The following is a 25,538-nucleotide window of genomic DNA, read 5'->3' as shown; positions in this document are numbered from 1 at the left end:
GCGGTCAACGGACTGACGCAGCCCGGCAGTCGGGGTGGAGCAGGCCCAAGGGTGCGGCCCGCGTCATCGCCGTTCACGGCTCTGGTTCAGGGGTGCGCTCCTTGTCCTCGGAGTGGTCGGCGGCGATGTGGCCGGCATCGGTCCTGTCGGTGGGTGGGGGAGCGGCCAGTTCGGCGACCGCCGCTGCCAGTTGTAGTTGCAGTGATTCGGGGAGGGGCCCACCCTGGACGGCGCCCACCATGTCCTGGGCCAGGTGGTGCAGCTTGGTGTTGGTGTTCTGGGAGACCGCCACCAGGACGTTCCAGGCGTTCTCCGGGCTCAGGCCGAAGGAGGCCATCAGGACTCCGCGGGCCAGGTCGATCACCGGCCGGGTCTGCATGGCGCGCTTGAGCTGGACGACTTCCGTGCGCAGGTCCCGCTCGGCATCGCCGGGCAACGCGTCCTCCTCCGTAGGGCGGTGTGTCCGACCGGGGCGCGTGTCCTGGCCGGGAAGGGCCGCGGCCCCAGCGGCGTCACCTGTGGGCGCGTATCCGGGTGTGAACGCGGGCGCGAACAGTGACGACGTCTCAGTGACGGCGAGCAGTCGCTCGACCGCCGGGTCGGCAGCCTGGATCACGACCGTCCTGGCCTCCTTCAGTGCACGCCGACGCAGGCGCAGCAGGACGTTGAGACCGGAGCAGTCGCAGAACCCGACTCCGCTCAGATCGAGATCCACGCCGGTGACCGACTCGGCGAGGGCTCGGCGCAGCATATGCTCCAGCAGTTGTTCGCCGTCGAGGTCGATGTCGCCGGCGATCACGACGGCCGTTCGCGCACCGGCCTGGTGTGCCTCGATCTTCAGGGACGACGGCGGACGCCCCCTCGCCGCGATGACCGATGCCGCGCAGACGGGCTCGTACCCGCTCTCGAACTGCGCGGAAGGTGCAGTGTCTCGCATGGCAGCCGCTCCTGAGGCATTCGGCCGTCTCTACCTCCCCCAGGCTCGGCTTCCGAGCGTCACACGTCAAGTGATACATGAAAATTCTTTCGTCCTTTTGAATGCGTGAATGGTAGGTCTTATGCTGTGGCGCATGGGTGGAGTACCTGAGACACATTCCGGCTGGACGTTCCTCACCAACCACGCCCGCGTACTGGCTGCCATCGCGGATGACCAGAACACCCGTATCCGGGACATCGCCGCGCGCTGCCGGCTCACGGAGCGCGCGGTGCAGAAGATCATCGCCGATCTGGAGCAGGGTGGTTATCTCACCCACACCAGGCAGGGGCGCACGAACGAGTACCACATCGAGCCGGGGACCGGCCTGCGTCACCCGGCCGACGCCGGGCTGTCGGTCGCGGGTCTGCTCTCCGTACTTGCGCAGCACGACGCCGAGCGCGACACCAGATCTCAGCAGCTGCAGTCGGCATCCGTCTCCGAGCAGGGTTCCACCGCCGACGAGTGACGAGTGGCGCCGGCGCCACTCGGACCACGGCAAGATCGACTGGTGGGGCCCGGCGCTCAGGACTACCGTCGGTACAGCGAACGTCGACCTTCACGTCGTCGTACACGCAGGACAAATGCCATGACGGGCGCTCGGACGACACCCTCGGAAACTGCCAAGTCCCCGGAGCGGGGCCGAGGCAGAGGGATCGCACTACTCGTCATCGCCTCCTGCCAGCTGATGGTGGTCCTCGACATCACCATCGTGAACATCGCGCTTCCGCACATCCAGAGCTCGCTCGGCTTCTCGACCGAGAACCTGTCCTGGGTGATCAACGCCTACACGCTGACCTTCGGCGGTCTGCTCCTGCTCGGCGGGCGGTTGGGCGACATCCTCGGCCGTCGCCGGGTCTTCATGTTCGGCGTCCTGCTCTTCGTACTCGCCTCTCTGCTCGGCGGACTCTCCCAGGAATCCTGGCAGTTGCTCGCGGCGCGCTCGCTGCAGGGCGTCGGCGGTGCCATCGCGTCCCCGACGGCCCTCTCCCTGATCACCACGACGTTCGAGGAAGGGCCCGAGCGGAACAGGGCGTTCGGCGTGTTCGCCGCGGTCTCGGCCGGTGGCAGCGCGATCGGCCTGCTGGCGGGCGGACTGCTCGTGGAGTGGCTCGACTGGCGCTGGGTCCTCTTCGTCAACGTGCCCATCGGCCTGCTGATCGTGCTGGCGACGCCCCGCTACATCCGGGAGTCCGAGCGCCATCCGGGCCACTTCGACATCCTCGGCGCGCTCACCTCCACCGTCGGCATGGTGATGCTCGTCTACGGATTCATCCGTGCCTCGGAGGACGGCTGGAGCGACGGACTGACCCTCGCGGCCTTCGCGGCGGCCGTCGTCCTCCTCGCCGCGTTCATCACCGTCGAGCGCCGGTCGAGACAGCCCATCACGCCCCTGTGGATGTTCCGCGACCGCAACCGGGCAGGCGTCTACGCGATCATGCTGAGCCTGGCCGCGGCGATGTTCGGCATGTTCTTCTTCCTGACGCTCTTCGTGCAGAACATCCTGGGCTTCAGCCCGCTGGAGGCCGGTCTCGCCTTCCTGCCGGTGAGCGCGATCATCGCCATCGGCGCGGGATTCGCCTCACAACTGCTGCCCAAGTGGGGGCCCAAGCCGTTCATGACGGTGGGCGCGGTCCTGTCCGCCATCGGGCTCGGCTGGCTGACCCTGACCGGGGTCGACAGCACGTACGCGGGCAGCATCCTCGGCCCCATGCTGGTCTTCGGCTTCGGTATGGGTCTCAACTTCGTGTCCCTGACGCTGATGGCGGTCTCGGGAGTGGAGTCGCAGGACGCGGGAGCGGCCTCCGGGATCCTCAACGCCACCCAGCAGGTGGGCGGTTCGCTCGGTCTGTCGGTGCTGGTGACCGTCTTCGGTACGGCCAGCCGCAACGAGGCCACCGATCAGGTCAGCGACTTCATGGCGGAGGCGACCCCGGCCCAGCGCCTGGAGTTCCGCAGAACCGGGGAACTCCCGCCGCCCTGGAGCGACCAGGTGCTGACCTCGGGCATTTCGGGCGCGTTCATCGTGGCGGCGATCATCGCCGTCGTGGCCGCCCTGATCGCCCTGATCGTGATTCAGGTACGGCCGGACGACCTGGTGCGTCTCCAGGGAAACGGAGCCATGGCGCCCGTGCCGGCCGGAGACGTCCCGGAGGCCGAGGGTGTACCGGAGAGCCCGGGTGACGCGAGCGCGGGCGAACGGGCTTCGGATGCCTCCGAGCCCCGCGAGGATCCTCCGTCGCGCGGCTGAGCCTCAGGGCAGCGGCTGTTCGGTCCAGATGACCTTGCCGGCGGGGGTGTAGCGGGTACCCCAGCGTTCGGCGAGCTGGGCGACGAGGAACAGGCCGCGTCCCCCCTCGTCCGTGCTGGCCGCGTACCGCAGGTGCGGTGAGGTGTTGCTCCCGTCGAAGACCTCGCAGATCAGGCTGCGGTCGTGCAGCATACGGACCTGGATGGGGCCACTGCCGTACCGGATCGCGTTGGTGACCAGCTCGCTGAGCATCAGCTCGGTGGCGAACGCCAGGTCGTCCAGCCCCCACTCCGTCAGCTGCCGGGTGACCGACGCGCGCACCTCGCCGACGGCCGCCGGGTCGGACGGCACCTGCCACTGGGCGATGCGGTCGGCTCCGAGGGCACGGGTGCCGGCGACGATCAGGGCGATGTCGTCGCTGGGCCGGTCGGGCAGGAGGGCGTTGAGAACGCCCTGGCAGGTGTCCTCCGGCGACCGGTTTGCCCCGGCCAGCGCGGTGCGCAGCATCTCAAGGCCGACGTCGATGTCCCGCTCCCGGTCCTCGACGAGACCGTCCGTGTAGAGAACCAGACGGCTGCCCTCCTCCAGCTTGAGTTCGGCAGTCTCGAACGGGAGTCCGCCAAGACCGAGCGGGGGACCGGCGGGCACCTCGGGGAACTCCACGCTGCCGTCGGGGCTGACGACGGCCGGCGGTGGATGGCCCGCCCGGGCGACGCTGCACTGCCGGGACGCAGGGTCGTAGACGGCGTAGAGACAGGTGGCTCCGGTGATCGCGGCACTGCTGTCCGACGCTGCCTCGTCCTGGTCGATGCGGCCGACCAACTCGTCGAGGAGCCCGAGCAGTTCGTCGGGCGGCAGGTCGAGGGCGGAGAAGTTGTGCACGGCGGTCCGCAGCCGCCCCATCGTCGCCGCGGCGTGCAGCCCGTGACCGACGACATCGCCGACGACGAGCGCGACCCGGGCGCCGGACAGCGGCAGTACGTCGAACCAGTCGCCGCCCACCCCGGCCTGCGCGGGCAGGTAGCGGTAGGCGATGTCCAGGGCGCTCTGCTCGGGCAGATTGCGCGGCAGCAGACTGCGCTGCAGCGTCACGGCCATGTTGTGCTCGCGCGTGTAGCGGCGCGCGTTGTCGATGGAGACCGCGGCACGGGCGACCAGTTCCTCCGCGAGGGCCAACTCCTCCTCGTCGAACGGCTCGGGCTTCTCCGAGCGCCAGAAGTTCACCACGCCCATCACCAGGTGTCCCACCCGCACCGGAACGATGATCAGCGAGTGGATCCCGTACTCCACGACCTGCGCTGTGCGCTCCAGATCCTGAGCGAGCCACCCCGGAGCCTCCCGGAGGCTGGGCTCGACCACGGCCTGTCCGGTGCCGATGCTGCGGGCCTGAGGCGTGGACGCGACGAACCTGATCCGCTCGCCCACCGGATAGAGAGGAGCGTCCTTGCGGATACCGCTGAACGCCGTACGGCGCAGATCGGTGCCCGCTTCCGGCTCCTCGCCGTTCAGTACGGCGTCGGCCAGGTCCACGGTGACGTAGTCCGCGAACCGCGGTACCGCGACCTCGGCCAGTTCCTCGGCGGTACGGGTCACGTCCAGGCCCGTACCGATGCCCACCCCGGCGTCGTACAGGAGCTTGAGATGCTCCCGGGCCACTTCGGCCTTGCCGGACAGGGCACGCAGTTCGGTCGAGTCGCGGAGTGTCGCGACGCTGCCGGCCGGGCCGCCCTTGAGGTCCGTGGGCCGCTGGTTGATCGCCAGTAGCCGGTCGCCGACCAGGTGCACCTCGTCCGTCGCGACGCGCCCCGAGGCCAGCAGAGCGGCCGTGTCCGTGTCGAGGCCGAGTTCGAGCACATGCCGTCCCTCGGCGTCCGCGGGAAGATCCAGCAGCCGGTGCGCCTCGTCGTTGGCGAGCAGCAGCCGCCCCTCGCCGCCGGCGATGATCACGCCTTCCCGGACCGCGTGCAGCACCGCGTCGTGGTGCTCGTACATTCGGGTCATCTCGAACGGGCCCAGTCCGTGGGTCTGGTGCAGCAGCCGCCTGCTCACCAGTGCCGTCCCGCCCAGGGCCAGGGCGAGCGCGGCGGCCGCGGCGGTCAGGAGGAGCGGGAGCTGCCGGTCCGCGACACCGCCGACGTTCTCGGTCGTGATGCCCGCCGACACCAGGCCCACGACCTTGCCGTCGTCCGCCTTGACGGGAACCACGGCCTGCACCAGCGGCCCGATGGTTCCCGTGATCTCCTCGGTGAAGGAGCGGCCCTCCAGCGCCGGTTCCAGGGTCCCGACGAACTTCTTGCCGATCCGGTCGGGCTTGGGGTGGGTGTAGCGGACTCCGTCGGTGTTCATCACCACGATGAAGTCCACCTTGGACTGCTCACGGCTCGCCTCGGCCCGTGGCTGAAGCACCGCGGTGGGGTCGGAGGCGCTCAGGGCCTCGCGGGTGCCGGGAGCGTTGGCGAACGTCTCGGCGACGGCCAGGGAACGGTTCGTGGCCTCCTGGGTGCTGTCGTGCCGTACCTGCAGTACCAGGGCCACCACCGCGGCCACGACCAGCAGCAGCACGATCACCACCTGCAGGACGAACACCTGGCCCGCGACACTGCGCCCGCCCAGCGCCGACCGCAGCCCCGCCGCGGTCCCGTGCCCGCCGTCGTGGGCCCCCCGAGGATCGACTGGATGGCGCGGCGTCTGCCGTGCCCGCCGAGCATGCGCTCGGCGAGGCCGGTCACGCCTGCGCCGCGCACGCAGGCCGCTGAGGCGGGGGGTCGACCGAGCCCAGGATCGACCCAAGAGTCGGACCATAAGCCCATGTCTACACTGCCGGGCGCCAGGAGGCGAGAGGGTCACGGTCCGGGACGGGCGACGGCCCGGGTCGGGTGGCCCAGACCAATGGCGGAAGGAGCGGCTCAGGTACGTGGGGCAGCAGGGCTCAGGCCGCAGGGGCGGCGCGAGGTGGCCGCGGCCCGGTGCCGATGATTCCGGGTCGTCCGATGCTGCCGTCGGCGCGATCTCGCCGCATCATGGACAGGGGTCTTTTTATGTGCATTTGTTCCTAAAGCGTGGGAGGTCGTCATGCGCACCCCGGACCGGTACCGGCTGACCTTCACCCATGAGGGATCGGGCATCGGCGCGACCACGGACAAGGTGGTCGTCGAACGGACCGACACCCTGGGACCGGGCGGGAACCCGGTCTACTGCGATCCCACCGGCATTCTCCGCGCCGAGATCAGCCCGGCGGGCGAGGTCCGGATGCTGGCCAGCGGCGGCTACCAGTCGCCCCTTCCACCGTCCGCCGAACCGCTCCGGCAGTCATAGACGAGTTCGGGGGAGCCCCGGACGGGCCCTAGACGAGGAGGAACGCGGCGGCGCCGCTCGCGCCGAGCGAGGCGCCCGCCACCGTCTGCGCGGCGGAGTGGTAGCCGAGCGCGACCCGTGACCAGCACACTCCGGCCACGAGGACGTAGGCGGCGAGCCACCACACGGTGTGCGTGACGGCGAGCATCGCGACGACCCCGGACGAGACGGCGGCGTCCACGCTGATCTTCCACGCCGTGTTCACGGCGAGCAGCGCGACCGTCGTGCCCCACAGTCCGAGCATCGCGGCCAGGATCCCCGTGGGCGCTCCGCCGAGGAGCATGACCAGGGTCCCGAGACCGAGGGAGCCGAGGATCACGAAGAAGATCGGAGCCCGCTGCGTCCGGTCCACCACGTGCCGGTCGCCCCAGGTGCCGCGCCGGCGCTCCCACTGGATGTACGTGGCCGGTACGATCCCCGCGCACAGGGCGCCGAGCAGGCCCCACGGAACGCCGGTCCAGTCACCCGCGGCGGCCGCCCCGATCCCGGTCATTCCGGCGACCAGGACATTGCGGGGCTGAAGGACGTCGGTCACGACGCGGGCGGTTCTCATGAACTCGGCTTCACGGTTTCCCGGGGTGAGTGATCGGGCAGCGGCCCAGCATGTCATGTACGACACCGCGTGACGCGCCTGGCCGAAAGAACCGTCGGTCCTGTGCCGAGTCCCGGTCAGCGTGCTTTTCAACCGATCATCAGGGGGAAACAGCATGTCAGCAGGGCCTGTTGTCGATCTGCGGCAACTCGGTGGGGACTTCATCCGCGATCCCTATCCCGTCTACGCCGAACTGCGTGCGGCCGGGCCCGTGCACCGGGTGCTCGACACCGACGGCGAGGAGGTGTGGCTCGTCGTCGGCTACGACGCGTGCCGTGGCGCGTTCACCGACCCCCGGCTCAGCCGGGACTGGCGCAAGTCCGGGAACATCGGCCGGATAGTCAACCCCGCGCAGGGCCAGTCGGCGCTCGCCCACATGCTGAAGTCGGACCCGCCGGACCACACCCGGCTGCGGCGGCTGGTGACAAGGGAGTTCACCCCGCGCCGTATCGGCGCCCTGGCCCCTCGGATCCAGCAGGTCGCCGACGAGCTGCTGGACGCGATGCTGGCGGGCGGGGAACGGCGGGCGGATCTGGTGGCCTCCTTCGCCTTTCCGCTGCCCATGACCGTCATCTGCGAACTGCTCGGCGTGCCCGAGCTCGACCGGGACGCCTTCCGCGGCTGGTCCGACGAGATGGTCGCCCGTACGAGTCCGGAGGCGGAGGCGCGCGCCTACCAGGAGATGCCGGCGTACCTCGCCGAACTCGTCGCGGCCAAGCGGAACAGGCCCGGCCAGGATCAGCTGAGCGCGATGATCCACACCGTGGACGAGGGCGGTGACCGGCTCTCGCCCGACGAACTCATCGGCATGTGCGTGCTGTTGCTCATCGCAGGCCACGAGAGCACGGTCAATCTGATCGGCAACGGCATGCGGGCCCTGTTCGCGCATCCCGGCCAACTGGCGGACCTGCGCGCCGACTTCGGTCTGCTCGACGGAGCGATCGAGGAAATGCTCCGCTATGACGGCCCGGTGGAGAACTGCATGGACCGGCTGGCGCTGGTGGACGTGGAGATGGGCGGTGTGACCATCCCCGCGGGTTCCACGGTCCTGATCACCATGGCGGACGCCGACCGCGATCCGGAGCGCTTCCAGCACGCCGACCGGTTCGACATCCGCCGGGACTCCCGCGGCCACGTCGCCTTCGGCCACGGCCTCCACCACTGCCTGGGCGCCCCGCTGGCCCGGCTGGAGGGCCGCATCGCGATCCGCGCCCTCCTGGAACGCTGCCCGGACCTGGCACTCGACGCCGACGAGACCAAGCTGCCGTGGCTGCCGGGACTGTTGGTCAGGGGGGCCCGCGAACTTCCCGTGCGCTGGTGACCGTCGGCGTACCACGCCCGTGACCGAAGGCGGGCCGGCCCTCACTGGTTACCTGCAGTAACCGAACTGCTGTTGCCGGACCCAGGCCGCCACCAGTACGTACGCGATGGTGCGCCCTGATGGGCAACATGCCTTCGCGGTGCCCGGGAGGCCCGTCTACCGGGCGCCGCAAGGGGTTTCCGGTTCGGCGCCCGCTCCGCGGCGATGAAGGAGGCGCAGACGCGACGCGCGCTCGCCGCCGCTCTCTGGGGTAAGGTCCTCGTCACTTCGGAGGCGCCCGTATCTCTCCGTCACATTGTCCGGCCGCGTACACCTGCCGGACGACGGGGGCGTACGCGGACGAGGAGCAAGAAGCCGTACGGCGCCCTCGGGTGGGCTGGTTCATGAGAGGTTTCTATGAATCCGCGGGACGTTTGAACACTCGGGGCCTCCCCTCCGTATAGGGCGGGGGATTGCCATGCCGGCTCCGGCAACAGAAGCGTAGGAGTAGATCCTTGGGACGCAACACGCGCAGACGCCCAACAGGCGCACGACGCGCGACCATTGGGGCGGTCGCGCTGATGCTGGGGGGAGGTGGGCTGGTAGCGGCGAACGTCTACGCGACGGCCTCCGAGAGTGGTCAGAGCCAGGCCGGTCAGGTCCTGGCCTCGGGAGCCGCCACGGTCGACTGCCCGGACGTGGGCAGCCAGCTGACGGCGGTGCCGGACGAGGCGAAGGTGGAGGTCGACAAGGAACTCGCCCTCCTGGACAAGCAGATCGCCGAGGCCTACCAGCGGTTGCAGCAGTCGACGCAGGCCATCCAGCAGGACGGCGCCTTCGCCGAGAACTCGATCATGAACCCGCTCAAGGAGAAGCGAGCGGCGACCATCGAGCGGATCGCGATAGCCGTCGACCGGGTGGGAGACCGTCCTCAGGGGCTTGAATCCTTCGCGGCCTGCATACTTCGCGCCTCGGGCAACCAGGGCGAACAGGGTGGCGACGGGCAGAACGGCGACCAGGGCGGCGAAGGCCAGCAGCAGGGCGGCGACAACCAGGACGGTCAGGGCCAGGACGGTCAGAACCAGGGCGAAGGCCAGGACAACGGTCAGGGTCAGGGCGACGAGCAGGGCGGCAACGGCGGCCAGGCCGGCAACGGACCTGTGGCCGCCGACTTCGTGGACATCAAGACGGTCCAGCCCAACGTGCAGAGCGCGCGCAAGCAGGGCAACGCCTCCCGCGGCACGTTCAGCACCGCCTGCGGTGTGAACGCGAACGGCCTGTTCAACTCCGACAACGTGATCGTGGCCCCCGGTGTCACCAACGGCGCCCACCACTTCCACGACTACGTCGGCAACCAGGCCAACAACGCATTCGCGAGCGACCAGGACCTGGCCAACGGCGATACGTCCTGCGAGAACAAGGGCGACAAGTCCTCGTACTTCTGGCCCGTGATCCGTCTGCAGAACGGCGCCCAGGAGCAGGACGCGGGTTCTCCCGGCGGCGGCATCGAGGGCAACGCCGGTGAGATCGTCACGCCCAAGCAGGTGACCATGACCTTCGTGGGCAACCCGCAGAGCAAGGTCACCGAGATGCCGAAGCTGCTGCGCATCATCACCGGTGACGCCAAGGCGTTCGTCAACGGCACCGCCAACGCCAACGCTTCTTGGAGCTGCACCGGGTTCGAGGACCGGCAGCTGAAGGACAAGTACCCGCTCTGTCCCCAGGGCAGTGACGTGGTCCGCACCTTCAAGTTCCAGAGCTGCTGGGACGGCAACAACATCGACAGCGCCAACCACCGCACCCACGTGGCCTTCGCCGACGCCAACGGCACCTGCGCGAACGGCTTCAAGGCCATCCCGCAGCTCGTCCAGCGGATCGTGTACGACGTCGACGCGCCCAGCCTGAACGACGGCGGCCGGACCACCCCGCTGTTCGCGGTCGACTCCTTCCCGGAGCAGCTGCACAAGCCGGTCACCGACCACGGCGACTTCATCAACGTCTTCGACGAGGACCTGATGGGGGAGATGGTGGACTGCATCAACGGAGGCCGGAAGTGCGACGCCGCCGACGGTGCGGGTGGCGGCGCCGGTGAGGAACCGGGCAACTCCCCGTCGCCGACGCCCGAGAACCCGCCCGGCGGGAACAACGGGGACGACGACCCAGCGGACAACGGCAACGGCAACGGTGGCGAGAACACCCCGTCGCCCACGGCCACCGCCCCGTCCGGTGGGAACAACCAGGACGACGAGCCCGCCGACAGCGGTGCTGAGAACACGCAGAAGCCCTCCGCCGACAGCACCCAGGCCCCCAACCCCGCCGACGGTGAGGACAAGGGCAACGGTGAAGCGGTACCGAAGGCCGAATCGTCCCCGTCGGCAGTCCAGAGCGACGCGGCCGCGGCGACGGGCGGCGACGACAACGACCTCGGCGGCGCCGTGCCGGGACCCGAACCGTCGGGCGCCTCGGTGCTCGAACCGCAGGCGACCTCGGGCGGACTCGCCGACACGGGGACGCAGTTGTGGCCGGCCGCGGCCGGAGCGATGCTCCTGCTCGCAGGCTTCGTGCTGCTCCGCCGTATCAACAGCAGGCAGACGTGACGCCGTAGCGCCAGAACGAGGCAGCGCCACATCGCGGTAGCGCAGTAACGCGGTATCGAGGAGCCGGCCGGGGAAACCCGGCCGGCTCCTCGCTTGTCTGCGGGCCCCTCGCGCGGGGCGGCGGACTTCCGAAGCCCTCCGCCCGGGTAGATCACCGCGACCGTCTACCGCGGTCCGGCGTCAGGACCCGTCCCGAGGACCTCGGCGATGAAGCGCGCCAACTGCTTCCGCATCTCTTCCCGGGGCACGCCCTTCTGTCCGGCCAGGTGCTCGACGAGGTCGGCCCGGATCGTGGCGAGCAGTGCGTGGGCGGTGAAGTCGCCGTTGGTGAGGCCGGGAACCTGCTCCAGTGCGGACCGGACCAGGATGTGCCATCGCTCGTAGTGCTCCGCCTGATAAGGGCTGTCGCTGCCGGTCGCCTCCAGTGCCAGGGCGAGATGGCGGTTGTCGAGCTTGAAGCACAGGAGGGTGTCGAGCAGGGCGGGCACGCGCTCCAGCGCCGGAGTGCCGGGCCCCAGCGGCGGTTGACCCTCCTCGACGGCGCTCCTGACCGGTTCGAGTCGCGCCGCGTACAGCGCCCGGATCAGTCCGGTGCGGTCGCCGAAGGCCCGGAAGAGCGTCCCCTTGCCCACGCCGGCCGCCGCCGCGATGTCGGCCATGGTGACGTCCTCGGGGCTCTCGCACTCGGTGAAGAGCGCGTCGGCGGCCGCGAGTACGGCAGCCCGGTTACGGGCTGCGTCCTTGCGTGGTCTGCGCTCGGTCATGCTGCTCCTCCATTTGCAAAGCGGACCCCGGGTCCGTATCGTCAAACAAAGCGGACCGCTGGTCCGTATCGTACTGGACGGAGAAGCGCATGCCCGCGAACACCTCACCCGCAGATCTGTACCGCCACAGCCTGCGGCTGCTGCTGGACAAGAACATCCCCGCCTGGGTCGGCCTGTGGGCCGAGAACGGCATCCTGGAATTTCCCTTCGCGCCCCCGGGCTGGCCCGCTCGGCTGGAGGGCAAGGAGGCCATCGCCGCCTACATGCGCCACTATCCCGACCACATCGACCTGCACGACCTCCTCGATGTTCGGATCCACCAGACCGTCGAGCCCGGCGTCATCGTGGTCGAGATGCGCGGTGTGGGCCGCATCGTGGAGACCGGCGGCCCCTTCGACATGACCTACATCGCCGTCGTGACAGTCCAGGACGGGCTCGTCTCCTCCTACCGCGACTACTGGAACCCGCTCGCCGTTCAGGAACCCGGCGTCGACTTCACCGCGAGCGGCACCCGATGAGCATCACCGGCGTGACTCTGGTCATCGGTGCCAGTGGCACCACCGGCAGCCGTACCGCCGGGCAACTGATCGCCGGCGGCCATCGCGTGAAGGCCGCCACTCGTCGTGCGACCCCGGTGCCGGGCACGGAACCGGTCCGTTTCGACTGGGGTGACCCCGCGACCCACGCCGACGCCCTCGACGGAGTCGACCGCGTCTACCTCATCCCGCCCCCGGGCGACTCCGACCCGGCTTCGGTCATGCTGCCCTTCCTGCGGCAGGCCCGCGCCGCCGGGGTGCGCCGCGCGGTGTTCCTCAGTTCCTCGGCCATACCCGAGGGAGGCCCGGCGGTGGGAATGGTGCATCAGGCCCTGCCCGGCCTCTTCGACGAGTGGGCTGTGCTGCGGCCCTCGTGGTTCATGCAGAACTTCACCGGAACGCACGCCCACGCCGAAAGCATCCGTGCGGACGGCGCCATCCTGACCGCGGCCGGCGCCGGCCGCGTCGGCTTCGTCGACGCCGACGACATCGCCGCCGTCGCCGTCCGTGCCCTCACCGACGACCGCGCCCCCAACGCCGAACTGGTCCTGACCGGTCCGGAGGCGCTCAGTCACGACGACATCGCCGCGATCGTCATGGAGGTCACCGGTCGACCCGTGGTCCACCGCCCGCTGACCCATGAACAACTGCGTGACCGTCTCGCGGCGTTCATTCCGCTGGAGTTCGCCACGCTGCTGGCCGGCCTGGACCGTGCCATCGCCGACGGCGCCGAGGACCGCACCACCGGCACCGTCCAGCTCCTCACCGGCCGCCCGCCGAACGGCTTTCGCGCAGTTGCCGAACGAGAATTGAACGATTCAATCTCCTGAAGGCGTATCAGGCCAACGGCCTTCCCTGCGTGAAACCTTGACGCTCGTGGTGTGCAGACCTACCGTCTCCGGCGGACGTAAAACGATTCAAGTCGAGTACGCGACTTCTGCATCCACCGGAAGGAGCACGGCGCCTTGTCCGCACAGCGCGACATGCCCCGCCCGTCCCGCCGCCAGATCCTTGTCGCCGCGTCCGCCACGGCGGCGGTCGCCCCACTGCCTCACGAGGCCCCCGCCGCCGCGACCGGACCGCGGCCGGCTCTCACCGCCTTCTCCCTGGCCGACGTCCGGCTGCTGGAGAGCCCGTTCCTCGCCAACATGCGGCGCACCTGCGCGTATTTGCGCTTCGTCGACGCCGACAGGCTGCTGCACACCTTCCGGCTGAACGTGGGGCTGCCCTCCGACGCCGAGCCCTGCGGGGGATGGGAGGCGCCGGGGATCCAACTGCGCGGCCACACCACCGGGCATCTGCTCAGCGCGCTGGCGCAGGCGCACGTCAGCACCGGCGACGACGCCTACGCGGCCAAGGCCCGCACCATCGTGTCGGCGCTGGCCCAGTGCCAACAGGCCGCCCCGGACGCCGGTTTCAACCATGGCTACCTGTCGGCGTTCCCCGAGTCCGTCCTCGACCAACTGGAGGCGGGCGGCAAGCCGTGGGCCCCGTACTACACCCTCCACAAGATCATGGCGGGTCTGCTCGACCAGTACGAACTCAGCGGCGACAAGCAGGCGTTGGCCGTCCTGCTGGACATGGCGTCCTGGGTGGACGCCCGCACCGCACCGCTCTCCCGCGAGCGGATGCAGACGGTGCTGAAGGTGGAGTTCGGCGGCATGAACGACGTACTCACCCGCCTCCACCTGGTCACCGGGGACGCGGCACACCTGCGGACCGCCCGACGCTTCGACCACGACGAGCTGTACGCCCCGCTCGCCTCCGGCCGGGACGAACTCGCCGGCCGCCACGCCAACACCGAGATCGCCAAGATCGTGGGAGCGGTACCAAGCTACGAGGCCACGGGCGAGCGACGCTACCTGGACATCGCCGACCACTTCTGGACGACGGTCGTACGGGACCACTCGTACGCCATCGGCGGCAACTCGAACCAGGAACTCTTCGGCCCGCCGGGCGAGATCGTCAGCCGGCTGTCCGAAGTGACCTGCGAGAACTGCAACAGCTACAACATGCTCAAGCTCGGTCGGCAGCTGTTCCTGCACCGGCCCTCCCGCGCCGCGTACATGGACCACTACGAATGGACGCTCTACAACCAGATGCTCGGTGAGCAGGACCCCGGCTCCGAGCACGGATTCGTCACGTACTACACGGGGTTGTGGGCCGGTTCGCGGCGAGAACCCAAGGGCGGCCTCGGTTCCGCGCCCGGCAGCTACAGCGGCGACTACGACAACTTCTCCTGCGACCACGGTTCGGGGCTCGAGACGCACACCAAGTTCGCCGACAGCATCTACTTCCGCACCCGGGGCACCGGCACGCGTGGCCCCTCGCTGTACGTCAACCTGTTCATCCCCTCCGAAGTGCGGTGGCGGGAAGCCGGAGTGACGATTCGTCAGGAAACCCGGTATCCCACGGACGTCCGCACCCGTCTCACCATCACCGGGGGAGACGCACGCTTCACGCTGAGGATGCGTGTCCCCGCCTGGGTGGCCGACACCGGCGGACGGGCCCGGCTCAGGGTCAACCACCGGCACACGCCGGTCCGGCTGAGGCCAGGAACGTACGCCACGATCGAACGGCACTGGCGCACCGGGGACACCGTGGAACTCGTGCTGCCCCGCAAGCCCGTCTGGCAGGCCGCGCCCGACAATCCGCAGGTGAAGTCGCTGTCGTACGGCCCCCTGGTCCTCGCGGGCGAGTTCGGCGACACCCGGCCGGCCACCCTGCCCTCGATCCGGCCGGACACCCTGCGCCCGGCGCCCGGCAGCGCCACGGGGTTCACCGCGGACACCGACGGCCCCCGCGTGTCCCTGAGACCGTTCCACGAAGTGCACCATCAGCGGTACAACGTGTACTGGGCCGTGCCGCCGCTTCCCGCGCGCGAACGGGACATCGTCCGCTACCCCTTCGACGAGGGGAAGGGCACCTCGGCGGCCGACCGGACCGGCACCTTCGCCGACGCGACGATCGAGGACGGTGCCGCCTGGGCCGAGTCCGACGGTCCGCGGTCGGTGTCGCTGGACGGACTGGGCGGCCATGTCGCACTCCCGGTCGGTCTGCCGAGCGGACTCGACGAACTGACCGTCAGCGTACGAGTCCGCGTAGACACCCTGTCCGCCTCGGCCCGCGTCTTCGACCTGGGGTACCACAAGGAGACGTACCTGTTCCTGACGGCGACCACCGGCTCGCGGCGCGCCCGGGCCGCGCTGAAGATCGCCGGGATGGAGGGCGAGGACGTCATCGACGCCCCGGGGCCGCTCCCCGTGGGCCGGTGGGTCCATGTGGCCGTGACACTCGGCGGCGGCACCGGCGTCCTGTACGTCGACGGCGGCGAGGTCGGCCGCAATGCCGCCATGGTGGCGAGCCCGCTCCTGCTCGGCGCGAGTACCCGCAACTACCTGGGGCGCTCCCAGAACGCCACCCATCCGTACCTGCACGGCGCCGTCCGTGACTTCCGGCTGCGCAACCGGGCGCTGACCGCGTCCGAGGTGGCGCGGCTGTCCGCCGGCTGACCCCGGGCCTCCCGGCCTTCCGGCGCGCCCACTTCCGAGCATCCGCATCCGCACCCGCAGGAGTTCACCCATGCCTCAGAACGACCACCAGAACGCTCAGAACGACCTGTCCAGACGCCGTTTCGTGGCCGCGGCCGGTGCCGCGGGCACCGTGTTCGCGGTGGGACTGCCCGATGCCGCCCACGCCGCAGACGAATCCGCCACAGGCCCGATCCTCGGCCCGGGCGGCGAACGCGGTTTTCCCGCACGGCACTTCGCCGATCCCCGCAAGGACAGCAGACCGACCGTCTACTGGTACTGGAACGGACCCGTCACCGCCGAGCTGGTCGACCGTCAGATGGCGGATCTGCGGGACAAGGGCATGTACGAAGTGGTGCTCTTCCCCTTCGACAACGCCGAGATGCAACCGGTGTTCTTCACCGAGGAGTGGTTCGACATCGTCGGACACGTGCTGCGCACCGCGGAGCGCACCGGCATGCGGGTGTGGCTGTTCAACGACGACCACTTCCCCAGCGGCCGGGCGGGCGAGTACGTCGTCAAGGGCGGCAAGGTCGGCACCCGAACGTACGAGCCACGGCCCGACCTGCGCCTGAAGGCGCTGTGGCGCTCGACCACCGTCGTGGAGGGACCCGCCACCGTCGATCTGCGCCGCAGCACCGGAGTCGGCGTGGAGGCCGGGCGCCTGGTCGCCGACGCCGCAGTGCTCGACGGCGCCGCCGTGCTGCGCGGCGGCGACCGGTGGACGGACTACGTCGTCACGGGGAGCGCCAAGGCCGAGCACACCGCGGCCGGTCTCGTGGTACGGGCCTCGGCCGACGGGCTCGACGGGTACGCGGTCGCGTTCGACCAGACCGGAGTGGTCACCGCCCTGCGTCTGGCCCGCGGGGCGGATCCCGTGGAGCTGCTCCGCAGCACCCGGACCGACGGCTTCAACAAGACCAGGTTCCACACCGTGGCCGTCACTGTTCGCGGCACGAAGCTGTCCGTAACCCTCGACGGAAAGGCCAAGGGCACCGTCGACGACGACCGGTACGCGGCCGGCGGGGCGGGCGTGCGGGCCGTGGCCGACCAGCGTTCCCTGTGGGACAGCTTCACCGTCGAGGCAGCCGACGGCACCACGCTCCACACCGCGGCCTTCGACGACCCGTCCGACGCGGGTGACTTCCCCGAGCGGGCCCGCCTCGGCGACGAGGCGACGGCCGTCGCCGCCGCGGCCCGTCCGACCGGTACCTCCGATGCCGCCGACGTGGTCGACCTGACCGGACGGCTCAGCGGCGGTCACACCTGGCAGGTCCCGGCGGGGCGTTGGCAGATCGACCTGTTCGGGGGAGTGCCCCTCGTCGACGACTCCCAGGGCTACAGCCGCAGTTACGTCGACCTGCTCGACGACGAGCCCGTGGACCTGTTCCTGGACATCGTGCCCGGTGAGTACCACCGCCGATTCCGCCGCTACTTCGGAACCATCGTGCCCGGCTTCTGGGACGACGAGCCGTTCTTCGCCTCCGCCGAGGCACACTTCCGACGCCTTCCGTGGTCGCCCACACTCGACAAGGCGCTGCGCGCGGTGGACGTCGCACCCGGCATCGCCTACGCCTGCGCCTTCGACGACCTGGGCCGCGGCGGCCGGATCGCCCGGGGCCGCTACTGGCAGGCCGTGTCCAACCGCTTCGCCCACTACTTCCAGAAGCAGTCCCGCTGGTACGAGCGACGCGGCGTCGCCCTGATCACCAACCCCCTGTACGACGAGACGTCCCCGGCCAAGCGCATCCCGTCCACCGGTGACCTGCACAAGGTCAACCAGTGGGCGCACGTGCCCGGTGGCGACATCATCACCGCCGAGTACGTGGGCGGCGAGCCCACCATGATTCCCCGTAACCCAGTGTCCGTCGCCCATCAAATGGGCCGGGAGCGGGCCCTGCTGGAGATGTTCGGCAACATGGGCTGGCAGGTCGCGCCCGGGTTCGTGCACGCGACCGTCGGCGCGCAGGCCACCCGGGGCGTCAACCTCACGGTCCTGCACGCCCTGTGGACCGACGAGACACGCGTCTACTTCCCGCCGCCGTTCGGCCCTCGCGCCCCTTGGTGGTGGGCCATGCGGCCGCTCGCCGAGTGGATCGGCCGGGTGATGGAGGCAGGGCGCGGCACGTCAGGGGCCCGTACGGCGATCGTGCAGCCGCAGCGCGCGGCCGAGCAGTGGACCGGTACCGACCGGCAGGGCGAGGTGGACGGTGCGCTCGCCGACGCCGCCTACGCGTTGGAGCGCGCCCAGGTCGACTTCGACCTCGTCCACGAGGGCGCGCTCTCGGGCGACCCCGACCTGCTGTGCCGCGCCGAGATCCGCGGTGGCCGGCTGGCCGTGGGCGCGGCTCGCTACGACCTGGTGGTGCTGCCCGTGACGCCCACACTGGACGTGGCCTCCGTGCGCACGCTGGCCGAGTTCGCGCGCGCGGGCGGAACCGTCGTGGCTGTCGGATCACTCACCGCCGAGGAGGCGGACGGCAGGGACCGGTCCCTCGCACGCGCCCTGACGGACCTGTTCGGCGAGGGGGTGCCGGCCGGTTGGTCCGTCGGCCGGGGGCGTGCCCTGCGCGTCGCCGACACCACGGGACTGCGCGCCGCGACCCACGGGGCCGGTGTCGCCGCCGCGGTGCTGGACACCCCGCAGGACGCGGTGCGTGTCCTGCGCGTGCACCGGGACAAGGACACCGCCTTCCTCATCAACAACGAAGGCGGCGATCACGTCGAGGCCGTCGCGACCTTGCCCGCCACCGGCGTTCCCGAGCTCTGGGACCCCGCGACGGGCCGAACCCGCACGGCACCGGTGCATCGCGCCACCAAGCGTGGCATCCAACTGCCCCTGAGCCTGGAGCCGTACCGGACGCTGATCGTGGTGGTGCGTCACGATGCGCGACCCGTCCCGCACTTGACGGCCTCGCCGCTGCCCGTCGTCGCGATCGAGCGGCACGGACGCGGCCTGCGCACGACGGTCGAGGCATCGGCCCCTGGCACCCACCGGCTCACCGGCACCGACGGCACCCACGTCTACCGCGGCACGGTTCGCGTCGACGACCCGTTGGGACCGGTCGGCGTGGACAGCGACTGGACCCTCACCCTGGAGCGCGACGGTGCGACACCGATCACCGCCGCCCTCGGCAGCTGGACCGACCACGACCGTCTGTTCTCCGGCAGCGGCACCTACACCACTGACATCGATGTCGAAGCGGCTCTGCTCGATGGACGCCGGGTGCTGCTCGACCTGGGCGATGTCCGTGAGGTGGCGGCCGTCACCGTCAACGGCACCGAACTCCCGCCCCTGCTCTGGGCGCCGTGGGCCGTCGACGTCACCCGCCTGGTGAGGCCGGGCCGCAACTCCCTCGCCGTCCGCGTCGCCAACACGCTCTCCAACGAACGCAACAAGCCGCTGCCGTCCGGTCTGCTCGGACCGGTGACCCTGCGATTCCGCCGGCACGTCACCGTCGACCTCGCGCGCGTCTGACGAGCACCTCTTTGCCCTTCCCCATCCCGTACGCCTCGGAAAGAGTGCCCATGCCCAGACCTCGCCCCCGAATCGGACGCCGACGGCCCACAACGGTTCTCCTCGCGGGCATGACCGCGTTCGTGACCGTGCTGGCCGGCGCCGTCACCGCCGGAGCCGCCACCGGCACCATCGCCCCGACCCGGCTGCAGACCCAGCACCTGAGCCAGGCCCTGGGCATCGACGACACCACGCCCTGGCTCAGCTGGCAGACCACTGCCCGTGCCGCGAACACCCTCCAGTCCGCCTATCGCGTCCAGGCGGCGAGCTCCCCGGACCTGCTGCGCCGCGGCCGCCCCGACCTGTGGGACTCGGGCAAGGTCCGGTCGCCGCTGCCGGAGACGACGTACGCGGGAAAGGAACTCGGTTCCCGCGCCCGCGTGTACTGGCGGGTCATGCTCTGGTCGTCGCACGGGCAGCGCGACTCGGGCTGGAGCGACCCCGCCGCCTTCGAGACCGGCCTGACCCGGCAGGCGGACTGGAACGCCGACTGGATCACGCATCCGGACTGGCGGCTGAGCGAGCGCACCGTCGAACCCGTCGTCGTCAAAGTCCCCCGCACCACGGCCCGTTACGTACGGCTGGACGTCACCGGGCTGGGCCTGCCCCTTGCGGAGGCCTTTCCCGCGCGCACCTGGCGCGTCCAGCTCGGCGAGATCGACGTCCGTGACTCCGTCACCTCCACCGGCGGACTCGCCCGGGGCGCCGCGGTGACCGCATCGGAGAGCAACACCCTGCGCAAGACATGGGAACCGGCCCTCGCCGTCGACGGCCTGCCCAACAGCGCGTTGCAGACCGCCGCCGGATACGCCAGTGCCGCACACACCGGCGCCGACGTTTCCGACGCGCCGGTGGTCCTCACCCTCGACCTCAAGGCGGTGAAGACGTTCGACGAGGTCGCTCTCCATCCGCGCGCCGACGTGCTCACTGCGGACGGCCGCGTCCCGAACTTCCCGGTGGACTACGCCCTGTCCAGCGCGGACAGCGCGACCGGTCCGTTCACCACACTCGCCGAGGTGGACGGCCAGAAGCCTCCCGAGCCCTACCTGCCGGACGGACTTCCCCTGCTCACCGACGACTTCAAGCTGCCCACGAGGGTGCGCAGCGCCCGGCTCTACATCGCGGGCCTGGGCATCTACGAGGCCACGGTCAACGGCGAGCCGGTGGGTGACGCCGTACTGGAACCCGCCAACACCGACTACGCGGAACGCGTCCAGTACGCGACCTACGACGTCACGGACCGGCTGCGCGCAGGCGCCAACACCGTCGGCGTCGCCCTGGGCAACGGCATGTCGAACGTCGTCAGCACCGCGGACCGCTACCGCAAGCTGTACGGAAACCTGAGCGACCCGAAACTGATGGCCCGGCTGGAAGTGACCCTGGCCGACGGCAGCGTACGTACCGTCACGAGCGGCGACGACTGGCGTGCGGCGCTGGGGCCCACCACCTCCTCCAACTGGTACGGCGGCGAGGACTACGACGCCCGCCGCGAGATCTCCCACTGGGACGAGCCGGACGGCGACCGGCGCCGATGGGCCCGGGCCGTCGCGGTGTCGGCACCCGGCAGCGCGCAGAACCCGGCCCGGCTCAGCGCACGCGAGACCGAACCCGTCAGAGTCGTCGAGACCCTCAAGGGCAAGGAGGTGGCCGGCGCGGAGGACAGCCGTGTCTTCGACCTGGGCCGCAACATCGCAGGATGGCCGGAGATCACTGTCGGCGCACCCGCCGGAACGGCCATCCGTGTGTATCCGGCCGAAAGCCTCAAGGACGGCCACGCGTTCCAGTCCATCAGCAATGTGGGCGCACCCCTGTGGGACAGCTACACCACCCGGGGCGCCCGCAGCGAGACCTGGCATCCGCGCTTCGGCTACCACGGATTCCGCTACCTGGAACTCAAGGGTGTGCCCGACGACGCGAAGGTCACCGTGCGCGGCAAGGTGCTGCGCACCGACAACGCCTCGGCGGGCGACTTCGACAGCTCCGACCCGCTGCTCGACGACGTGCACTCACTGATCCGACGTGCCATCGAGGGCAACATGATGAGTGTCCTCACCGACTGCCCGAGCCGGGAGAAGCTCGGCTGGCTGGAGCAGGACCAGCTGGTCTTCCCCGCGCTCGCGGGCAACTACGACATGCGGTCCTACCTCCGCAAGATCGTCCGGGACATGGCGGACGCGCAGACGGCGGACGGGCTGATCCCCAGCACCGTGCCCGAGTACACCAGCCTGCCCGGCGCCTACCGCAACGACTCCAACTGGGGCGGCGCGTTCGTCCTCGTCCCCTGGCAGCTCTACACGACCTACGGGGACCAGGAGACGCTGAGCACCTACTACCCGCGCATGCGGCAGTACGCCGGCTTCCTCGAACGGCAGGTGTCCGGCGGCATCCTCGATTACGGGCTCGGCGACTGGTTCACACCGGACCGCACCTTCCCGCGGGCGGTCGCGGGCACCTACGGCTACTGGCGTGTCGTCGACGCCCTCAGCCGGATCGCCATCGTGCTGGGCGACCAGGACGCGGCCGACGCGTACCGGACGAAGGCCGATGCCTCCGCCGGCGCACTGGCTGCGAAGTACTACGACCCGGCCACCGGCACGTTCGGTGGCGGCGGTCACGGTGCCGAGGCCCTGGCCCTGGACATGGGGGCGTACCCGGAAGGGGAAAGGGACCGTCTGTTCCGTCACTTCACCACCGCTGTCGAGAACGCCGGCCACCATCTGACACTGGGTGAGATCTCCCTGCCGGCCGCCTTCCGCGTCCTGTCCACCGCCGGCCGCGACGACATCGTCCACAAGATCGCCACGCAGACGACCAGTCCGAGCTACGGCTACCAGGTGCGCGCCGGCAACACCACGCTCGGCGAGTCCTGGGACGGGGGTCCCGGCCAGTCGCAGAACCACTTCATGCTCGGCGCCATCGACTCCTGGTTCACCACAAGGGTCGCGGGCATCGCGCAGACCCCCGACTCGGTCGGCTACCGCGAACTCCTCATCGACCCCGCCGTCGAGGGCGACATGACCTCGGCGGCCGGCTCCTATCGCACCCCGTACGGTGTCGCACGGACCGAATGGAAGCGGGGCGGCGGCCGGTTCCGGCTCACCGTGGACGTACCCGCGGGCAGCACCGCGGAGGTGCACGTCGCCCTCTTCTCCGCAGAAGGCTCCTCCGGACGAGCCGAGGCTCCGGCCGGGGCACGCCTCGTACGCGAGACAGCGAACGAGGCAGTATTTGAGGTCGGTTCGGGCCGCTGGAGGTTCCGCTCGGTCGCCTCGTAGCGGACGGTGTGCCCGTGTCGGTCGGACGCCGGGTCGGCCCGGCGTCCGACCGACCGCGTGCTGTCAGCCGTGATAGCCGATGTAGCCGTTGCCGTCCCGGTCGTTGTTCCTCTTCGTGTAGCTGTGCACATCCGCACGGCTGCCGGAGGGCTTGTAGAGGTAGATGGTGTCGGCGTCGTTGTTCCACATGAAGTTGCAGTTGTCGCGGTAGACGACGTTGTTGGCATCGGAGTCGTTGCCGTTGCCGCCGCGCAACTTCACATAGTCGCCGGGCTGGAGATAGTGGTTCGCGGTGAAGGCGAAACGGTTGCCGGTCTTGTCCTTGACGACATAGCCCTTGAGATTGACGGTCGCCGAGGACGAGTAGTTCTTGATGGTCAGGTATTCCTTGTACGTGTTGCCGGTGGTGCATCTGTTGGAGTCGCTGCCGGGCGCGTCGTACTGGATGCCCCGGACCTTCAACGCAGATGTGTACTCGGCCGCCTGGGCCGGGGCGGCAATGAGAACCGCCAGTGCTCCGGCTGTGAAGGACACGGCTATGACAGGGTGCTTTCGCATGAGAATCCCCCTCCAGATCGCTATGAGGCCTGGAGCCTAGCCATGCCGTGAACGAAGTGTGTCGAGTTGGGAGTTATTGCGTTTTCCGTCATGAAAACGTGATAGCCACGCGAAAGGTGAAGGGTGGGCCGGGCGCCCTGCCTAGGGCGGAAATCCGTTGAAACCTGTCGGTAATGCCCCTGTGGGGTGAATGCCCGCGCTCCTAGCGTGGTGAGCCGTTCCCGCGTACGTCTGGCGGCACATTCGCACTCCAGGAAAAGAGCACAGGCATGCAGTACTTCCTGCCGATCGTCATCGGCGTCCTCTACGCGCTGCTGATGTCCCTCATCCGCGAACCGCACCGACGGCGCTTCAACGCCATCATGGTCGCGGGGGCGGGTGCCGCGTACCTCAGCGGCGGCGGGATGGGCGGCTGGGAGTTCGCGTTCACGGCGGTCATGGCCTGTGTCGCGTACCGCGGTCTCGACTCGTGGACCTTCATCGGCATCGGCTGGCTGCTGCACACCGCGTGGGACGTCGTCCACCACGTCAAGGGGAACCCCATCATCCCCTTCGCCCACGACTCGTCGCTGGGCTGCGCGATCTGCGACCCGGTCATCGCGGTGTGGTGCTTCATGGGAGGCCTGTCACCGCGCGAACTCCTGCGCAAGGTGTGGTCGGGAAAGACCCCGGACCACGACGCGAACGTCCCGGCCGACCCGCACTCTCGTGCAGGGCAGCCGGGACGGTCGGTTCCCCGGGATCAGACCGCCGGGGCCGGGTAGGTCGGGTACTCCACTCCGGAGACGTGCTGAACGACGCGGATGACCTGGCACGAGTAGCCGAACTCGTTGTCGTACCAGAGGTAGAGGATCGCGTTGTCGCCGTCGACCTTGGTGGCGCCGGCGTCGACGATCGAAGCGTGGCGCGAGCCGATGAAGTCGTTGGAGACCGCGTCGGGGGCGCTGGTGAAGTCGATCTGGCGCTTGAGCGGCGAGGTCAGCGACACGTTGCGGAGGTAGTCGAGGACCTCGTCGCGGGTGGTCTCGCGCCCGAGCCGCAGGCTGAGGATCGCGATCGAGACGTCCGGCACGGGCACACGGATCGAGCTGCCCGTGATCGGCGCCTTGAGGTCGGGCAGTGCCTTGGCGACGGCGGAGGCGGCACCCGTCTCGGTGATGACCATGTTGAGCGGCGCGGAGCGGCCGCGGCGGTCGGCCTTGTGGTAGTTGTCCAGCAGGTTCTGGTCGTTGGTGAACGAGTGGACGGTCTCCACGTGGCCGCGCACGACGCCGTACTCGTCCGCCATCGCCTTGAGCGGCGGGACGATCGCGTTGGTGGTGCAGGAGGCGCAGGACAGGATCTGCTCGTCCGGCTTGATCGTGTCGTGGTTGACGCCGTGCACGATGTTCGGGACGTCGCCCTTGCCCGGCGCGGTCAGGACGACCTTGTCGATACCGGGGCGCAGGTGGCCCGACAGGCCCTCGCGGTCGCGCCACTTGCCGGTGTTGTCGATGAGGATGGCGTCCCTGATGCCGTACGCGGTGTAGTCGACCTCCGACGGGTCGCTCGCGTAGATCACCTTGATCTCGTTGCCGTTGGCGATGATCGTGCTGTTCGCCTCGTCGACGGTGATCGTGCCCTGGAACTGGCCGTGGATGGAGTCGCGGCGCAGCAGCGAGGCGCGCTTCACGATGTCCTGCTCGCCACCCCGGCGGACCACGACGGCGCGCAGCCGCAGGCCGTTTCCGGAGCCGGTCTTCTCGATGAGCAGGCGGGCGACGAGGCGGCCGATGCGGCCGAAGCCGTAGAGCACGACGTCGCGCGGCTCACGGCGCTCGATCTTGTTGGCGCCCGTGGCGCCGGCGACGGACTCGGCGGTGAACTCGCGCACGGACAGACCGCGATCGTCGGCCTTGTACGTCGCGGCGAGCATGCCGAGGTCGATCTGCGAAGGTCCGAGATCGAGCTCGGTGAGGGTCTCCAGGAACGGCAGCGTCTCGGTGACCGAGAGCTCCTCGCCGGCTATCTGCCGGGCGAATCGGTGGGTCTTGAGGATGCTGACCACCGACTTGTTCACCAGGGAGCGGCTGTGCAGCAGGACCGTGACGTCCCGCTCCCGGTGCAGCTTCCCGATGAGCGGGATCATCGACTCCGCGATCTCCTCGCGGGTCTTCCAGTTGGTGAACGAGTCGTCATTGACAGTCACAGGTTTATCTTTCGAGCTAGGCGGCGCTCATATGGTAAACCGTCGCCTTTTTGATCATGCCAGCGGCATCGGTCGAGCGGATGGCATGCTCGCTCGCGGTGGC

General features: G+C 69.7%; 17 protein-coding genes. 11 read left to right on the top strand and 6 right to left on the bottom strand.

The genetic code is table 11. The features are described from left to right. Positions 1 to 73 precede the first annotated feature (73 nt). Entirely contained in the window at positions 74 to 937 is an 864-nt protein-coding gene (locus OG718_RS09300; protein WP_143641230.1) for an ANTAR domain-containing protein, read from the bottom strand. Positions 938 to 1,070: 133 nt separating this feature from the next. Here OG718_RS09300 and OG718_RS09295 point away from each other — a divergent pair, with 133 nt between their 5' ends. Together OG718_RS09295 and OG718_RS09290 are read left to right on the top strand one after the other, a co-directional pair. After that, entirely contained in the window at positions 1,071 to 1,442 is a 372-nt protein-coding gene (locus tag OG718_RS09295; RefSeq protein WP_143641231.1) for a helix-turn-helix transcriptional regulator, read from the top strand. Between the two features lie 120 nt (positions 1,443 to 1,562). Continuing rightward, positions 1,563 to 3,224, top strand: a complete 1,662-nt coding sequence (locus OG718_RS09290; protein WP_143641232.1) for an MFS transporter — start codon at positions 1,563 to 1,565, stop codon at positions 3,222 to 3,224. A 3-nt stretch (positions 3,225 to 3,227) separates the two neighbouring features. Here the strand turns inward: OG718_RS09290 and OG718_RS09285 are convergent, their stop codons facing one another. Beyond that, the gene (locus OG718_RS09285; RefSeq protein ID WP_328843871.1) at positions 3,228 to 6,026 is read right to left on the bottom strand and encodes a SpoIIE family protein phosphatase; all 2,799 of its coding nucleotides are present in this window, start codon (positions 6,024 to 6,026) and stop codon (positions 3,228 to 3,230) included. A gap of 270 nt (positions 6,027 to 6,296) precedes the next feature. Between OG718_RS09285 and OG718_RS09280 the strand changes: the two genes are divergently transcribed. Then, positions 6,297 to 6,539, top strand: coding sequence for a DUF6296 family protein (locus tag OG718_RS09280; protein WP_143641234.1), 243 nt, complete (start codon positions 6,297 to 6,299; stop codon positions 6,537 to 6,539). 28 nt (positions 6,540 to 6,567) lie between these two features. Here OG718_RS09280 and OG718_RS09275 read toward each other — a convergent pair whose 3' ends face one another. Beyond that, the gene (locus tag OG718_RS09275) at positions 6,568 to 7,131 is read right to left on the bottom strand and encodes a hypothetical protein (RefSeq protein ID WP_328843870.1); all 564 of its coding nucleotides are present in this window, start codon (positions 7,129 to 7,131) and stop codon (positions 6,568 to 6,570) included. Positions 7,132 to 7,285: 154 nt separating this feature from the next. Here OG718_RS09275 and OG718_RS09270 point away from each other — a divergent pair, with 154 nt between their 5' ends. Together OG718_RS09270 and OG718_RS09265 are read left to right on the top strand one after the other, a co-directional pair. Further along, positions 7,286 to 8,491, top strand: a complete 1,206-nt coding sequence (locus OG718_RS09270) for a cytochrome P450 family protein (protein ID WP_328843869.1) — start codon at positions 7,286 to 7,288, stop codon at positions 8,489 to 8,491. 560 nt (positions 8,492 to 9,051) lie between these two features. After that, entirely contained in the window at positions 9,052 to 11,067 is a 2,016-nt protein-coding gene (locus OG718_RS09265; RefSeq protein WP_328847716.1) for a DUF1996 domain-containing protein, read from the top strand. Between the two features lie 164 nt (positions 11,068 to 11,231). Here OG718_RS09265 and OG718_RS09260 read toward each other — a convergent pair whose 3' ends face one another. After that, positions 11,232 to 11,831, bottom strand: a complete 600-nt coding sequence (locus tag OG718_RS09260; RefSeq protein WP_143641237.1) for a TetR/AcrR family transcriptional regulator — start codon at positions 11,829 to 11,831, stop codon at positions 11,232 to 11,234. Positions 11,832 to 11,920: 89 nt separating this feature from the next. Between OG718_RS09260 and OG718_RS09255 the strand changes: the two genes are divergently transcribed. The 5 genes from OG718_RS09255 (at position 11,921) to OG718_RS09235 (ending at position 22,689) form a co-directional block, all read left to right on the top strand. Continuing rightward, on the top strand, positions 11,921 to 12,349 hold the full coding sequence (locus OG718_RS09255; RefSeq protein ID WP_328843868.1) for a nuclear transport factor 2 family protein: 429 nt from the start codon (positions 11,921 to 11,923) through the stop codon (positions 12,347 to 12,349). After that, positions 12,346 to 13,197 carry an NmrA family NAD(P)-binding protein gene (locus OG718_RS09250; RefSeq protein ID WP_328843867.1) on the top strand — a complete coding sequence of 284 codons (852 nt, stop codon included), beginning with the start codon at positions 12,346 to 12,348 and terminating at the stop codon, positions 13,195 to 13,197. Before OG718_RS09255 ends, OG718_RS09250 begins: the two co-directional genes overlap by 4 nt. Before the next feature lie 135 nt (positions 13,198 to 13,332). Then, positions 13,333 to 15,879 (top strand): glycoside hydrolase family 127 protein, encoded by a 2,547-nt coding sequence (locus tag OG718_RS09245; protein ID WP_328843866.1) that lies wholly within the window; start codon positions 13,333 to 13,335, stop codon positions 15,877 to 15,879. Between the two features lie 70 nt (positions 15,880 to 15,949). Then, positions 15,950 to 19,375, top strand: a complete 3,426-nt coding sequence (locus tag OG718_RS09240) for a glycosylhydrolase-like jelly roll fold domain-containing protein (protein WP_328843865.1) — start codon at positions 15,950 to 15,952, stop codon at positions 19,373 to 19,375. Between the two features lie 110 nt (positions 19,376 to 19,485). After that, the gene (locus OG718_RS09235) at positions 19,486 to 22,689 is read left to right on the top strand and encodes a family 78 glycoside hydrolase catalytic domain (RefSeq protein WP_328843864.1); all 3,204 of its coding nucleotides are present in this window, start codon (positions 19,486 to 19,488) and stop codon (positions 22,687 to 22,689) included. Positions 22,690 to 22,752: 63 nt separating this feature from the next. On the opposite strand, the gene OG718_RS09230 is transcribed toward OG718_RS09235, so the two are convergent. Continuing rightward, complete coding sequence (locus OG718_RS09230; protein ID WP_328843863.1) at positions 22,753 to 23,247, bottom strand: lamin tail domain-containing protein; 495 nt, start codon at positions 23,245 to 23,247, stop codon at positions 22,753 to 22,755. 269 nt (positions 23,248 to 23,516) lie between these two features. Here OG718_RS09230 and OG718_RS09225 point away from each other — a divergent pair, with 269 nt between their 5' ends. After that, complete coding sequence (locus OG718_RS09225) at positions 23,517 to 24,011, top strand: DUF6010 family protein (protein WP_328843862.1); 495 nt, start codon at positions 23,517 to 23,519, stop codon at positions 24,009 to 24,011. Here the strand turns inward: OG718_RS09225 and OG718_RS09220 are convergent. Beyond that, positions 23,990 to 25,435, bottom strand: coding sequence for a glyceraldehyde-3-phosphate dehydrogenase (locus OG718_RS09220; RefSeq protein ID WP_143641243.1), 1,446 nt, complete (start codon positions 25,433 to 25,435; stop codon positions 23,990 to 23,992). The genes OG718_RS09225 and OG718_RS09220 overlap by 22 nt on opposite strands. Between the last annotated feature and the right edge of the window lie 103 nt (positions 25,436 to 25,538).

The sequence above is a fragment of the Streptomyces sp. NBC_00258 genome (assembly GCF_036182465.1).
Taxonomy (GTDB): Bacteria; Actinomycetota; Actinomycetes; order Streptomycetales; family Streptomycetaceae; genus Streptomyces.
This window is presented reverse-complemented; position numbering and strand designations above follow the sequence as displayed.

What these genes read in the sequence shown, in the direction of transcription:
- OG718_RS09225 (WP_328843862.1), top strand. Translation starts at nt 23,517, where the DNA reads ATGCAGTACTTCCTGCCGATCGTCATCGGCGTCCTCTACGCGCTGCTG.
- OG718_RS09255 (WP_328843868.1), top strand. Translation starts at nt 11,921, where the DNA reads ATGCCCGCGAACACCTCACCCGCAGATCTGTACCGCCACAGCCTGCGG.
- OG718_RS09290 (WP_143641232.1), top strand. Translation starts at nt 1,563, where the DNA reads ATGACGGGCGCTCGGACGACACCCTCGGAAACTGCCAAGTCCCCGGAG.
- OG718_RS09270 (WP_328843869.1), top strand. Translation starts at nt 7,286, where the DNA reads ATGTCAGCAGGGCCTGTTGTCGATCTGCGGCAACTCGGTGGGGACTTC.
- OG718_RS09260 (WP_143641237.1), bottom strand. Translation starts at nt 11,831, where the DNA reads ATGACCGAGCGCAGACCACGCAAGGACGCAGCCCGTAACCGGGCTGCC.
- OG718_RS09295 (WP_143641231.1), top strand. Translation starts at nt 1,071, where the DNA reads ATGGGTGGAGTACCTGAGACACATTCCGGCTGGACGTTCCTCACCAAC.
- OG718_RS09280 (WP_143641234.1), top strand. Translation starts at nt 6,297, where the DNA reads ATGCGCACCCCGGACCGGTACCGGCTGACCTTCACCCATGAGGGATCG.
- OG718_RS09240 (WP_328843865.1), top strand. Translation starts at nt 15,950, where the DNA reads ATGCCTCAGAACGACCACCAGAACGCTCAGAACGACCTGTCCAGACGC.
- OG718_RS09265 (WP_328847716.1), top strand. Translation starts at nt 9,052, where the DNA reads ATGCTGGGGGGAGGTGGGCTGGTAGCGGCGAACGTCTACGCGACGGCC.
- OG718_RS09300 (WP_143641230.1), bottom strand. Translation starts at nt 937, where the DNA reads ATGCGAGACACTGCACCTTCCGCGCAGTTCGAGAGCGGGTACGAGCCC.
- OG718_RS09230 (WP_328843863.1), bottom strand. Translation starts at nt 23,247, where the DNA reads ATGCGAAAGCACCCTGTCATAGCCGTGTCCTTCACAGCCGGAGCACTG.
- OG718_RS09275 (WP_328843870.1), bottom strand. Translation starts at nt 7,131, where the DNA reads ATGAGAACCGCCCGCGTCGTGACCGACGTCCTTCAGCCCCGCAATGTC.
- OG718_RS09235 (WP_328843864.1), top strand. Translation starts at nt 19,486, where the DNA reads ATGACCGCGTTCGTGACCGTGCTGGCCGGCGCCGTCACCGCCGGAGCC.
- OG718_RS09285 (WP_328843871.1), bottom strand. Translation starts at nt 6,026, where the DNA reads ATGGTCCGACTCTTGGGTCGATCCTGGGCTCGGTCGACCCCCCGCCTC.
- OG718_RS09250 (WP_328843867.1), top strand. Translation starts at nt 12,346, where the DNA reads ATGAGCATCACCGGCGTGACTCTGGTCATCGGTGCCAGTGGCACCACC.